The organism is Catalinimonas alkaloidigena, assembly GCF_900100765.1.
In the GTDB taxonomy this organism is placed as follows: Bacteria; Bacteroidota; Bacteroidia; order Cytophagales; family Flexibacteraceae; genus Mooreia; species Mooreia alkaloidigena.
In genome coordinates this window covers 535,923-549,527 of sequence record NZ_FNFO01000002.1, presented here as the reverse complement: position 1 = coordinate 549,527, position 13,605 = coordinate 535,923, and the positions used below count along the sequence as shown (strand labels likewise).

Below are 13,605 nucleotides of genomic sequence, written 5' to 3'. Positions count from 1 at the left end.
GCAAAACTAGACCGTTCAGGCGCTTCTCGCCGCCCCCCTCCAACACTTACTGCTTGACGATTTTCAGCGTCTGCCGGTACCGCTCGGTCGTGGTGATGAGGTAGTAAACCCCGGGTGCCTGCGTTCCCAGCGGCAACAAAAGGGAGTAGTGCTGGTCCAGCTCCAGGGCCTGTTCGGCTTGCCAGACGGTCGCCCCGTAGACATCTACGACCTGTACACGCAGGGTCTGTTCGTCTTCGACCGCCGTGTAGTCGAGCGTCAACTGCGCGCGGTACGGATTAGGGTATACGTGCGGCGGATAAAGAGGCGTATCGGGTTCGGTGCGCTCTTCGTGCGGACGGCAACGCAGCCCATCGATCAAAAGTCCATACGGTGCCGCCGACGAGGCCTGGCTCTGGTCCTGTAGCCGGACGTACATGGCAAAAGGCAATTCGGCCAGATCGACCCACCGTTCCTGAGCGGTGATGGTACCGACTTCGTGCCACGTGCTGCCGTCGATCGATGCCTGCACCGCTACGTCCAATTCCCCGGTCGACGTAGGGCCCGTAATTTCAAAGTCGGGGTGCGTCCCGAACCGATTGAACAGCGCGGTTTCTAGCTGCACAACCAGTTCGCCACCGTACCCCAACGCAGTCGTTTTTCCATCGGGCACGTCCAGGACATGCGCCGTTACCGTCAGGCTATCGTCCAGTCCGTTTCCGGCCAGATCTTTCCCAGAGCGGTACTTCACAACGTCCCAGGCACCACACGTCTGCAATTCCGTTAACGCACCCTGGCGGTACGCGCCGCTCGTGCCGATCAGGCCATCCAGCGTAAACCCATCGGCATCCAGGCCTTCGTTTGTATCAATCAGTCGGATGTAACGCGCCCACGGCAGCGCTTGCAGATCGAGGTCCGTACGTCCGCACGCGATCCCCAGATACACAAAATCAGTTCCGTTTTGCGACGCCAGTACGTACGCTTGCGCCCGATTTTCTTCGCAAAGAGTCGTATCGAGCGGGACGACTTGCAGATCGGTCCCGACGCCGTTGGCTAACGAATCGGACAGCATCAGGGTCAGCCAGCCGCCTTTACCCAGCCGGACGGCGCTCTGCGGATCGCCCGTTTCCTCCGGAGCCTGCAACGCTCGTTCGGGGCGGTTGTGCCACTGGTCGATCGCCCGTTGGCCCACACTCAGGCCCGGCGTAAAGTCCGCGACGGAGGCGGCGTAGAGAAGCGTATGGGCCGTGCTATCCTGTTGGAAGGCGAACGGCGTCGACAGCGCGCTACACCCCGTTTCGTTGCCAATGCTGACGGCATACAGCCCCGGTTCCATCGGCACATACGTCGAGTCCGCGGCGTCCTCAATCCATTGGCCATCGCGCTGCCAGCGGTAGATACTCCCGCCCGAGGCATACAAGACGCCTTCCTGAAAGACGAGCGTGGCTACCGGCGTGGGCTTTACGTACACCTGCACCGTATCGGAAAAGGCCAGACAGCCCGCTTCGGTCGTTACCTGTACGCTGTATGCGCCCTCTTCCGTAGCCTGGAATGAGGAGGTTGTCGCGGCATCGAGTGGTGTACCGTCCCAGTACCATTGGTACGCCGCCCCTATCCCGGCGGGCACGGACAGCTCGACCGATTCGCCGCTACAAAACGTGGTGGAACCGTCGGTCTGGAGCGTTACCACGGGCACCGAAGTCACTTGGACGGTCACACTGGCTTCTTCGCTCACGCACCCGTTCGTCATAACTGACAAGCGGTACGTGCCGCCATGTTCTAGTCCGGCGTTGACGATGACGGGCATCTGTTCGTCGGATTCGAACCCGTTGGGGCCTTGCCAGTGGTACGTCCCGTTTTCGAGGAAATCGGTTTGCAGAAACAACACATCGCCGGTACAGACAGGTCCGTTGCTGGTCGCCGACGGACGAGCGGGCGAAGGCACCAGTTGCAAAGCTTCTTCGCTGCCAGTAGCCACAAGACGCGGTGCAGTGCTCACGACCCGCAAGCGATAGCCGGTTCCGGCCGGCAGGTAGCTTGGAATAATACCCCGAATGGAGCCTCCCGTACCTTGTGCTGATCCGATCAGCGTCGATGACGTGAAGCTGCCCGAAGCATCCGAAAGTTCCAGCCGAAAGCTATTGCCGTTCTGAAACGTACCGGTGGTCTGATAAGCCACGGCAAGTTCGGTTCCGAGGCAGTAGGTGGTTTGTGTGACGGCACTCGCCGCTAGCGTAGGTGGTGGCGGGGCATTGCGTGATTTGCGCCCACTCACCACCAGCGAAAAAGGCTGTGCGCTGCCGGTCAATAAAGCTTTGTGGGTAATTTTCAGCGTATAGACACCGGGCATGGCGTCGGGAATGACAATTTTTTCGACGTTGTCGCGGATGTTGTCGCCGGTGGTGGCGGCTTGCTGGGGCTGCGCCGGATTCAGCACGTACGGTTGGTACACCTGCCCTTCCGGATCGGTGATGCGCATGTCCAGATCGTTGATCAGCTTTAATTCGGGCGAGTTCAGCGACGGATACGACGGGTACCCTGGCAGGTCAGTCCAGCACAGCGTTGCTACCAGCGGCTGGGTGCCGTCCGACTCGATGGAAAGAAGGTAGGTTTTGCCTTGGGCCAGTTGGGCTTCGGTGTAGAGGTGCGCTTCCGAAGTATCGCCCACTACCGTTGCGACCTGCCGCAGGTTGGCGACTCCCCATCCAAACATGTAGTCCGGCCCGGGCTGTGGCCCCGCTTCATCGGCAGTATGGATGGTCAGGGCTTTCAGGGTGGCGGCCCGCAAGTAATTTCCGGTCAGACGATGGGCATACTCCTGCACCAACAGCAGCGAACCCGCCACACTCGGTGCCGCCATCGACGAACCCGACCGGTACGAATACGCAGAATTGCTGTATGAATTCGTAGAATAGACCATTACGCCGTTGGCGACCACGTCGGGTTTGATGCGCCCGTCGTCCGTCGGTCCCCAGCTACTGAAATCCGACATGGTGACGGCACTGGGCGTCGTGTAACCGCTTTCCAAGGCTTTGATGGCCCCTACGGTGAGGATGTTTTTGGCCGTGGCATACGTGCTGATGCAATCGAAGCCATCGGTCCCCCCGTCTTTAGGACGTGCCCGCGTACTTTCTACCCAACCGCTTCCGTCCCATACCTGATACTTCCCGCTGGCCGGCTGCGCATTGCCGCGGTCGTTCCCTACCGATTTCACAATCAGGTAGTAGGGCGCATCGTGCGCAATCTGGTCCCAGGCTTGCGCTTTCTCGTCATAAAAACCAAACTTCCAGTCTTCGTCCTCACTGATGATCGGATCGCCGTACCACGCGTTGGTCGCCTCGTCCCAGCCCGCCGCCGTTCCGTACGAATGGTTGGAGATCAGCAGCCCATCGGCTGCCGCAGACGCCATTTCACTCAAGTCGTTGTCGAAATCGTAAGCACGCAATTGAGCTTCGGGGGCCATGCCCCGCGCCAGGCTCTGCACCCCGCTAGCGACCAGCGTACCCGCGACGTGGGTGGCATGTGCATTGACGTCCAGGCCCGATTCGTACTGGAGCACCCGCCCGCTCAATTCCTGATGCGTCCCCAATACGCTACCGCCGTCCCACTGCCCGATGCGCATGCCCTGGCCGGTGAGGTTGAGTTGTAAACCGCCCCCCGGCAACAGGTACGTCGTGCCGATGGTCGCGGCCGAGGCTTGGTTGTTCTCCGTTTGTTGGAAAAGCGGCTGTCCGTTGGGCGCAAACCCACTCAACAAACGCACGTGTCCCTGCGTCGTCTGCAAGCGCAGCGGTTGGGCGTGCAAAGTTGCCCAACGTTGGGCAGAGGCTTGCTGGCGCTGGTAGTGCGCCTCGTACACGTCGGCAAGTTGTCGTAACGCTTTCTGTTGAGCCGCCTTCACCGGCGCTTGCGTAAAGTTCTGGGCAGCAGGTGCTTGTGCTTGCAAGCCCCAACCCGCTATTAAAAAAATACAACTAAGGAACAGCTTTTGCATACTCGATCGGCAATCCGCGTCAGGTATACAAAGCTACTGGGATGGCTATCCGCATGGGCGGCAACTCCCTGGCAATCATTGTCTGTGTAATATTCAGGCAGATTGGCACCGGGTTTATCGATTGCGTTCTCCCGGCCCTCAGGGCATGCAACGAATCATTCTAAAAGTGAAATTGAAGAGGCGTTTTCCGCACCTTCTCGCTGACCGCGTTTTCAGGCGAAAACGATCCTGATGATTTTGCTGCAAAAACTTACGTCCGCGTTTTTCAGAGGTCGCCCAACTGCGGACGGATCAGCACCTCTTCTACCACCGAGCGCGGCGAGAGTTGCCAGGCCGAAAACATAGCTTCTGCGACATCTTCGGAGGGCATAAATCGCTCGGGAGGCAGGTCAGTTCCCGCCCAGCTGGCCGTCAGCGTTGCGCCGGGCAGCACGCTCGTCACGCGTATTCCTTCTTCCTTCAGCTCTTCGCGCAGTACCTTAGAGAACCCATACAGCGCAAATTTGGAGATGCAGTACGACCCTCCGTTGGTGTAAGCCATGATGCTGGCCGTAGAACAAAGGTTGAAAATATGGCCCGATTGCCGCGCCTTCATGCCCGGCACGAAACGCCGCGTCAGGTGATAAACGCTGACCAGATTCAATTGCAGCGTGGCTTCCAGCACGCCCTCTTCTTCGTTGTGCACCTGCCCCGGCACAAAAAAGCCAGCGTTGTTGACCAGCACGTCGACCGGACGGTTCAGCGACATCACAAACTCGGCAAACGCGGTGACCTGTTGCGGATCAGACAGATCGGCCGGTTGGGTGAAGAGTTGCTGTTGCGGAAATCGCTGTGCAAAATCGGCGGCGAGTTCGTCCAGATCTTCGGCGTGTCGCGCGCACGTGACGGCGTCGACACCGGCGGCCGCAAACCGCTCAATTACCGCACGACCGATGCCTTTGGTACCTCCCGTCACCACAATCAATTTTTCCATGAATCAGATTTAAATTAAACTTGAGTCGCTAACCACACGGACAACTCTTTCAGGTTCTGTGCGTTGCAATACGACGGACCAAGTTACGGAACAAAAACGCATACGGTCCCTTAACTTTACCGGGCAGCCTGCGGCAGCACACCTTCCCCAGCCGTTGCTCTACCTCTAGCTACTCAACTCAACTGCATGAAAAGCGTTGGCAAATTTGTCATTTTTATCGGGAGCCTGTTCCGGAACATGGAGTCGATTCGGGTGTATCCGGCCCGCATTCTGGACGAGATGATTCTGATCGGCATCAACTCAGTTTTTATTGTAGCGATTGTTTCTACCTTCATCGGAGCCGTAACAGCGGTGCAAACCGCTTACAACCTGGTGAGCCCGCTGGTGCCCCTTTATATAATAGGTACCGTGGTGCGCGACATGACCGTGCTGGAACTGGCGCCCACCATCACCTGCATTGTGCTGGCCGGCAAAGTAGGGTCCAACATCGCGGGTGAGTTGGGTACGATGCGCATTACCGAACAGATCGACGCCCTCGAGGTGATGGGCATCAACTCCAGTTCGTACCTGGTGCTTCCCAAAATCCTCGCGGCGGTCATTATGTTTCCCATGCTGGTGATTCTGTCCGGTTTCCTTTCGTTGCTGGGCGGTTATCTGGCCGCGACGCTGACCGGAGCCATGACCGAGAAAGACTACATTTATGGCATTCGTTACGACTTTGTGCCTTACAACGTCACGTTTGCGCTGATCAAATCGGTGGCGTTCGCGTTTCTGATCTCGTCGATCTCTTCGTTCAAAGGCTTCTTCACCACCGGCGGTGCGTTAGAAGTAGGCCAGGCCAGTACCAATGCCGTCACCAACAGTTGCATCGCCGTGCTGCTGGCCGATTACCTTCTGGCACAACTTCTCCTCTGACCCGCGTATGATCGAGATACAGAACATTAAGAAATCGTTCGAAGACAAAGAAGTACTGAAAGGCATCAGCGGTACTTTTTATAAAGGAAAGACGAACCTGATCATCGGCTCGAGCGGCACCGGCAAAAGTGTCTTGTTGAAGTGTATCGTCGGACTGGTGCAGCCAGACGAAGGCGAAGTGCTGTTCGACAACCGCAATTTCTACCACTCAGATCTGGATACGAAGATCGACATCCGCCGCGAGATCGGCATGTTGTTTCAGGGCAGTGCGTTGTTCGATTCCAAAACAGTGGGAGAAAACGTCCGTTTCCCGTTGGACATGATGACCAAAATGTCGACCGCCGAGAAGCGCGACCGGGTCGATTTCTGCCTGGAACGCGTAGGGCTGACGGGCGTGAACCAGAAAATGCCATCTGAGATCAGCGGTGGCATGAAAAAGAGGGTCGGCATTGCCCGCGCCATTGTGATGAATCCCGATTACCTGTTTTGCGACGAGCCTAATTCGGGCCTCGACCCGCAAACGTCCATTACGATCGACGAGTTGATTCAGGAAATCACCTACGAGAACAACATGACGGCCGTCGTGGTGACCCACGACATGAACTCCGTGATGGGCATCGGCGACCACATCCTCTTTTTGGTGAAAGGATTGAAAGTCTGGGAAGGCAGCAACAACGAAATTCTCGACTCCGACAATGCGCAACTCAAGGAGTTCATCTTCGCCAGTAAAATGATGCAGGCCCTCAAGCGCTAAACGCCCTTTTCCTCCCTTTTTTCGAAGGCATTCTCCCTCGTCGTGCCGCCCTGACCGAAGGGAGCAATATTTTTATGCGCTTATGGCGTTGTATTTGGAATTTTGTACCTTTGCAGTCCTGTTCAAAAGAATAGGCTCCGCCAGGAGTTATCTTAACTAAACCCCACCCCCATCTGGCTCTCGGGATGTGGTGGTACTCAGAGCCTTACGAAAATTTATATGAGCAATCAACCGGAAGAATTTAACTGGGACGCCGTTGAGGAGAAGGGCTTCGGAAAGCAGTATTCGAAAGAAGACCGCGACCGCATGGCCGAGATGTATGAAAACACACTGAACGAGATCAACGAGAAAGAAGTTGTGACCGGACGTGTGGTGGGGATGAACAACAAAGACGTCATCCTGAACATCGGATTCAAATCTGATGGGCTGGTGCCGGTCTCCGAATTTCGCGACCTGGATTTGAAAGTCGGTGACGAAGTAGAAGTTTACATTGAAGACCAGGAAGATGCGCAGGGTCAGCTGATCCTGTCGCGCCGCAAGGCCCGTATCGTAAAAGCCTGGGAAAATATTCAGCGCGGCTACGAAGAAGATCTGGTGATCGAGGGCGTAGTGAAGCGTCGCACCAAGGGCGGTCTGATCGTGGACATCTATGGCGTGGAGGCCTTCCTGCCAGGTTCACAGATCGACGTGAAGCCCATCCGAGACTTCGATGTGTACGTCGGCAAGAAGATGGAGATCAAAGTGATCAAGATCAATTACGCCAACGACAACGTCGTCGTTTCACACAAAGTGCTGATCGAGAAAGACCTCGAAAAGCAAAAAGCCGAAATCCTCAACAACCTGGAAAAAGGTCAGGTGCTGGAAGGTACGATCAAGAACATGACCAACTTCGGTGTGTTCATCGACCTGGGTGGCGTCGACGGCCTGTTGCACATCACCGATATCTCCTGGGGCCGCATCAGCCATCCGGAAGAGGTGCTGCAACTCGACCAGAAAGTCAACGTCGTGGTACTCGACTTCGACGACGACAAGCGCCGTATCTCGCTGGGCATGAAGCAACTGACGCCTCATCCGTGGGATTCGCTGCCTGAAGAAATCCAGGTAGGTTCTAAAGTAAAAGGTCGCATCGTAAACGTAGCCGACTACGGCGCGTTCCTCGAAATTGTACCGGGTGTCGAAGGGCTCATCCACGTTTCTGAAATGTCGTGGTCGCAGCACCTGCGCAATCCTCAGGATTTTATCAACGTTGGCGACGAACTGGAAGCGGTCATTCTGACGCTGGATCGTGAAGAGCGCAAAATGTCGCTCGGCATCAAGCAACTGACCGAAGATCCGTGGACGAAGTCAGACATCCTGACCAAATACGCAGTAGGCACACGTCACACTGGTGTGGTGCGCAACCTGACTAACTTCGGCCTGTTCCTCGAACTGGAAGAAGGTATCGATGGTCTGGTACACGTATCGGATCTGTCGTGGACGAAGAAGGTGAAACACCCGTCAGAATTCACGAAAGTGGGTGACAACCTGGACGTAGTGGTACTGGAACTGGACGTGGAAAATCGTCGTCTGGCGCTGGGTCACAAGCAGTTGGAAGAAAACCCATGGGATACGTTCGAGACCATTTTCGAAGTGGGCAGCGTACACCGGGGCACAATCCTGACGCGCAACGACAAAGGAGCGACCATCGAGTTGCCGTATGGCATCGAGGGCTTTGCGCCGAGCAAGCACCTTCAGAAAGAAGAGGGCTCGCAAGCCGAAGTAGGTGAAGCGCTCGACTTCCGCGTACTGGAGTTCTCGAAAGACGATAAGCGTATTCTTCTCTCGCACACCAACACGTACGGCGAAGCTGCGAAGCGTTCCGAGAAGAAGAAAGACAAGCCGTCGAAGCCTTCGTCCGCTAAAACGGAGAAAGCTTCGAACGAGTCGGCCACTTCTACGCTGGGCGACCTGGCTGCACTGTCGCAACTGCGCGAGCAAATGGAGCAAAACGACTCCGACTCAGAATAAAACAAACCCGTTTTGATAGAAAAGCCCCCGGTGCACCGGGGGCTTTTTTTATGCCGTCAGAAAAAGTTCAAAGAATGGTGACGATCAGGCAGTTCAGGCCCATTTTTTGCAGAGCAATTTCTTTTCACCCGGGAGCGTTTCCTACCCGGCGACTCTTCCTTTTCTTCCGGCTCGGGCGCATGAAACAAATCGACGGTTTGGGTACTTTTGCGAATCAAAAAAGAACTTTCGGATTGACTGCTCTCCGGCACTTCTGCCTGCTGATTTTCTGTTTTTTTGCTATTCAGGTAGCTTCCGCCCAGGTGAGTTCGCCTGCCGACTCTACCGTTACTCCCCTGCCCAGCGATACGTCCGGCATCGCGGCCGACTCGACCGTAGCGGCTGATACGTTGCAACCGACGGGCGACATCAAAACCACCATCAACTACTCGGCGCGCGACTCGATCCGCTTCAACGTGCGGACGCAGGAGATTTACTTGTACGGGGACGCCAAAATCGAATACGGGGATATTACCCTCAAAGCCGATACCATTGAGATCAACTGGGCGAACAATACCCTTACAGCCCGGGGAGGCGTGGATTCGACCGGCAGGACGATCGGTACCCCTGAGTTTACCGAGGGAGCGGATAATTATGTGGCCGAAAACATTCGGTACAATTTCGTTTCGCGCAAAGGCATCATCTCCGGCATTGTCACCCAACAAGGCGAAGGTTATATCCACGGCGAACGGGTCAAGAAAAACGAACTGGACGAACTGTTCATCCGCCGGGCCAAGTACACGACCTGTAACCTGCCCGATCCTCACTTCGAAATTTCAGCGCCTAAAATCAAGGTTATTCCCGGTGATAAGCTGATCAGCGGTCCGTTCAACCTCGTTATCGCCGATATTCCAACCCCCCTGGGCTTTGCGTTCGGGATGTTCCCCACGCCTCGGACCAGATCGTCAGGCATTGTGATGCCGGTGTACGGCGAAGCCGACACGCGCGGTTTCTTTCTGCGCGACGGCGGCTATTACTGGGCCGTAAGCGATTACCTGGGGTTACAGTTCCTGGGTAACATCTACACCAAAGGCAGCTGGGGACTGAGCACCCAGGGCACGTATCGCAAGCGATACGCCTACAGCGGCTCGTTTAACCTTCGTTTCAACAACACCAAATCGGGTACCGAAGGCCTGGAAGATACCCGAAAAGAGTTCTGGGTCAACTGGAGCCATAGCCCGCAAACCCGGAAGAACGGGCGCTTTGCGGTGTCGATCAACGCGGGCTCCAGCAGCTTTAACACGCTGAACTCGTTTAGTACCGACGCGTACCTGTCCAACGCGTTTAACTCCAGCATCTCGTATTCGAACCGGTTCAGCATCGGGCAGGCGCAATTCAACTACGGGGTGAACCTGCGGCAAAGCCAGAACACCAGTACCGGGACGGTCAACTTTACGTTGCCTGACATCAACCTCGGGATGAACCGCATCTATCCCTTTGCGCCGGCCGGAAGCGCGCCGAAAAACTGGCTACAGAAGATCGGCCTGAGCTACAACTTTACGGCCACCAACCGCATCAGCAACGAAATTCCGAAGGACATTTACGCCTTCGACAACATCATTACGCCGGACGAAGTTAGTGTCGATGAGGTACGACAACCCAACATTCCTTTCAACTTCCAAAACCTGCCCACCATTCTGTCCAACGCGCAGGCGGGTGCACGGCACACCATTCCGGTCTCTACTTCGTTTTCGCTTTTCAATTACATCAACGTGTCGCCGAGCCTGAACTACGAAGAGGTCTGGTTTCTGAAGAGACAGGTGTATACGTGGAACGCCGTCGACGATACGCTAAACGCGCGCACGGAACAAGGCTTTTACCGGGCTTACTCAGGCAGTGCCAGCTTGGGGTTCAGCACGCGTCTGTACGGAATGTACCGGTTCGGAAGCGGAAACGGTAAGGTGCAGGCCATTCGCCACGTCATCAACCCGTCGCTGTCGTTGGGCTACCGTCCTGACTTTTCCGACCCTGTCTTCGGCATCTACCAACAAGATGTACAAATTGACCGCGCGGGTACCCTACAACGGGTCAACCCCTTCTTAGGATCGGTGTACAGCGCGCCGGCAGCCGGAAAATCCGGAAGCGTAAGCTTCAGTCTGAACAACAACCTGGAAATGAAGGTCCGGGAAGAAAACGACACGGCGCAAACGTTCAAGAAGGTGAGCCTGCTGGACAACTTCGGCATTAGCACCAGCTACAACCTGGCCGCCGATTCGTTTGCGCTGTCGCCCATCAACTGGAATGCCCGTACGCGCATTCTGGGGCAGATCGACATCAACATTTCAGGGACGATCGATCCGTATCAGTACGCGATTCTCGACCAGAGAGACGGCGTAGTGACACGTCAGCGGCGCGTCAATGCCTATGCGTTCGACTGGAAAAGCCGAAAGTTCGGGCAGCTTTCACGCACCACGGTCTCGCTGAGTACCAACCTGAACCCGCAAGCCTTAAAGCGGGAACAGCAAACCCGGGAGGCGCTGGACGAAGCCCGTACGCCAGAAAACAACGAAGAAATCAACCGGATTCAACAGAACCCAGACCAATACGTCGACTTCAACATTCCGTGGAGTTTCCGAGTCAGCTACAACCTGAGTTACTCACGCGTGGGGTATTTCGATTCGTCCGTGCGGCAGTCCCTTTCATTCAGCGGCGACTTGTCGATCACCGAAAAGTGGAAGCTTTCGTTTACGTCGGCCTACGATTTTGAGGCGAAAGACTTTGGCTTTACTACGATCAGCATCAACCGCGACCTCCATTGCTGGACTATGGCCTTCAACTGGATTCCGTTCGGGCAACGCCAGTCGTACACGTTCGACCTGCGCGCACAGGCTTCCCTGTTGCAAGACCTGAAGTTGAGCCGCCGCCGGAGCTGGTACGATCGCTAGGTAAGACCGGCACAGGCCGCTCCCAATGTGGTTTAATAGCCGAGGGTGGGCAGCTCGTGAACGTAGCTACGCTCAGTCAAGCATTTCAGGATAAAGTGAGCCAGATCGGCGCGGGAAACGCGTCGGGGCAGGTCGTGCGCATAGTCAGTGGTTACGCGATACTGCCCCGTCAGGCTCTTGTCGGTCAGCCGGGGCGGACGCACCAAGGTCCAGTCGCGAAGGCTACGCCGGATGTAGGTTTCCATCAGGGTCAGGTCGTCGTGCGCCTTTTGCAGAAAGTAGGGCAACACCACGTAGCGAAACAGCGGCGGCATGTACTCGGGCTCCACGCCCAAGGAAGAAACGGCAATCAGTCGGGCAATGCCCACCTCCTGCATGTACCGCAAAATGTGTTCGATGGCCGTTGAACAGACCTGCTGCGCGGCTTTTGCCCCGCCCCCGAGTGCCGACACCACGGCATCGTATTCCCGATCGAAGGCTTTCGCCACATCGTCCGACTTGGTCGCATCTCCTACCACGACCCGCAAGCCTTTGCCTGCCTGGATTTTCTGCGGATTCCGGACAAACGCCGTGAGACGATGCCCTGCCGGAATGGCCTGCCGGACCAATTCCAGCCCCGTTCCCCCCGTTGCGCCAAAAATTAGGATCTCCATGAATGCGCTATTCGCCCAACTGATACTTTTTGCGGTAGGTTTCGTACAGACGCTTGTGCTTGTTGTCCAGCGAAATTTCCCGCCCGTTGATGAAGGCCTGGGTTACGTGGCTGGTCCGCATGTCGAGCAGATCGCCCTGCGACACCACCAACGTGGCATCTTTCCCGACTTCTACGGTTCCTAACCGGTCGTCGATGCCCATGATCTTCGCCGGGTTGGAGGTCACCATTTTCAGCGCCTCTTCCCGGTCGACGCCGTACGCGGCCGCCGTGCCTGCCAGAAACGGTAAGCTCCGGCTCCGGAAGTAGCTTTCGTCGTCGTAATCGAGCGCTACGGTAATGCCGGCTTCCTGCAGGCGGTGTGGCAGTTCATATGCATGGTCGACGTTGCTTTCCGGGCGCGGCGGCAGGGCATGAATGGTCGACAACACCACCGGTATGTTGTGTTCTTTCAGAAAGTCGGTCACCATCCAGGCGTCTTGTCCGCCGATCACCACCGGATGCTGCACCCCATGCCGCAAGGCAAACTGGACCGCCTCCACAATTTCTTTTCCGTAACTGGCGTGCAGGTAAAGACGCTGCGACCCATCGAAAAGTCCTTTCAAGGCGGTGAGTTTTAGATTTTTAACGGCTTCGTTGGCGGGATTGTAAGCGGCCGCTTCGCTGAACAGGCTTTCCAGTTCCTGGATTTCCTTATCACGATTTTCGTTCTTTTTTACACCTCCGGGCTCGGCCCACCAGCCGCTTCGGGTAAACAGGTTGGGCCAGTAGATGTGCAGGCCGTCGTCGGCTTTGACCGCCGCATCTTCCCAGTTCCAGCCGTCCAGTTGCATGAGCGATGAAGCGCCACTCAGCAAGCTCCCCCGAGGTGTAGTCTGCACGGTCAGAATGCCGTTGGACCGAATGGTCGGAATGATGTCAGAATCAGTATTGTAGGCAATCAGCGCCCGGACGTTCGGGTTCAGTTCGCCGACCTCTTCTTCGTCGTTGGTGGCACGTACCGCCGAAATTTCGACCAGCCCCACCTCGGCATTGGGCAGAATCAGGCCGGGGTACAAATGCTGTCCTGAGACATCAATCACCCGAAAATCGGCGGGGTTGAACGTCGTCGCAGCGGCAGCCCCGACCAACGTGATTTTTCCCTCGGCAAAGCCCACCACCGCATTTTCGATCACCTCGCCCGTGCCCGTGTGCAACGTGGCGCCACTTAGCAAGATGGGACGTTCCTGAGGCGGAGCCGGGTCAGGGCGTTGGGCGTGTACGACATGGAATGGAATCAGGAATAACAGGAGGAAAAAGTGTTTCATAGAGCGGGAGGTTAATACGGTAAAGCTAACGCACGATGCACGTGCGGTGCAAGTAAACACGCCGAGTAAGTTGGTGTTTTGCAGGCGTCACCCGGCGGGG

The 13,605-nt window shown here is 56.4% G+C and carries 8 protein-coding genes; 4 read left to right on the top strand and 4 right to left on the bottom strand.

Annotated features, from left to right (window positions below):
* Positions 1 to 46: 46 nt before the first annotated feature.
* Together BLR44_RS05630 and BLR44_RS05625 are read right to left on the bottom strand one after the other, a co-directional pair.
* Complete coding sequence (locus BLR44_RS05630; RefSeq protein ID WP_176955906.1) at positions 47 to 3,925, bottom strand: S8 family serine peptidase; 3,879 nt, start codon at positions 3,923 to 3,925, stop codon at positions 47 to 49.
* Positions 3,926 to 4,238: 313 nt separating this feature from the next.
* Positions 4,239 to 4,946: an SDR family NAD(P)-dependent oxidoreductase gene (locus BLR44_RS05625; RefSeq protein ID WP_089680115.1), complete on the bottom strand. Its 708-nt coding sequence runs from the start codon at positions 4,944 to 4,946 to the stop codon at positions 4,239 to 4,241.
* A gap of 186 nt (positions 4,947 to 5,132) precedes the next feature.
* Between BLR44_RS05625 and BLR44_RS05620 the strand changes: the two genes are divergently transcribed.
* From BLR44_RS05620 to BLR44_RS05605, 4 genes are all read left to right on the top strand, one after another.
* Entirely contained in the window at positions 5,133 to 5,861 is a 729-nt protein-coding gene (locus BLR44_RS05620; RefSeq protein WP_089680114.1) for an MlaE family ABC transporter permease, read from the top strand.
* A 7-nt stretch (positions 5,862 to 5,868) separates the two neighbouring features.
* Positions 5,869 to 6,615, top strand: coding sequence for an ABC transporter ATP-binding protein (locus tag BLR44_RS05615; RefSeq protein ID WP_089680112.1), 747 nt, complete (start codon positions 5,869 to 5,871; stop codon positions 6,613 to 6,615).
* A 219-nt stretch (positions 6,616 to 6,834) separates the two neighbouring features.
* Positions 6,835 to 8,622 (top strand): 30S ribosomal protein S1, encoded by a 1,788-nt coding sequence (gene rpsA, locus BLR44_RS05610; protein WP_089680110.1) that lies wholly within the window; start codon positions 6,835 to 6,837, stop codon positions 8,620 to 8,622.
* Positions 8,623 to 8,855: 233 nt separating this feature from the next.
* Entirely contained in the window at positions 8,856 to 11,546 is a 2,691-nt protein-coding gene (locus tag BLR44_RS05605; RefSeq protein WP_143017135.1) for a putative LPS assembly protein LptD, read from the top strand.
* Between the two features lie 32 nt (positions 11,547 to 11,578).
* On the opposite strand, the gene BLR44_RS05600 is transcribed toward BLR44_RS05605, so the two are convergent.
* Complete coding sequence (locus tag BLR44_RS05600) at positions 11,579 to 12,199, bottom strand: NAD(P)-dependent oxidoreductase (RefSeq protein ID WP_089680106.1); 621 nt, start codon at positions 12,197 to 12,199, stop codon at positions 11,579 to 11,581.
* 7 nt (positions 12,200 to 12,206) lie between these two features.
* Complete coding sequence (locus BLR44_RS05595; protein ID WP_089680104.1) at positions 12,207 to 13,505, bottom strand: amidohydrolase family protein; 1,299 nt, start codon at positions 13,503 to 13,505, stop codon at positions 12,207 to 12,209.
* Between the last annotated feature and the right edge of the window lie 100 nt (positions 13,506 to 13,605).

Bases quoted from the DNA above. Each gene is read 5' to 3' on its own strand.
- BLR44_RS05620 (WP_089680114.1), top strand. From the start codon at position 5,133: ATGAAAAGCGTTGGCAAATTTGTCATTTTTATCGGGAGCCTGTTCCGG.
- BLR44_RS05625 (WP_089680115.1), bottom strand. From the start codon at position 4,946: ATGGAAAAATTGATTGTGGTGACGGGAGGTACCAAAGGCATCGGTCGT.
- BLR44_RS05595 (WP_089680104.1), bottom strand. From the start codon at position 13,505: ATGAAACACTTTTTCCTCCTGTTATTCCTGATTCCATTCCATGTCGTA.
- BLR44_RS05600 (WP_089680106.1), bottom strand. From the start codon at position 12,199: ATGGAGATCCTAATTTTTGGCGCAACGGGGGGAACGGGGCTGGAATTG.
- rpsA (WP_089680110.1), top strand. From the start codon at position 6,835: ATGAGCAATCAACCGGAAGAATTTAACTGGGACGCCGTTGAGGAGAAG.
- BLR44_RS05615 (WP_089680112.1), top strand. From the start codon at position 5,869: ATGATCGAGATACAGAACATTAAGAAATCGTTCGAAGACAAAGAAGTA.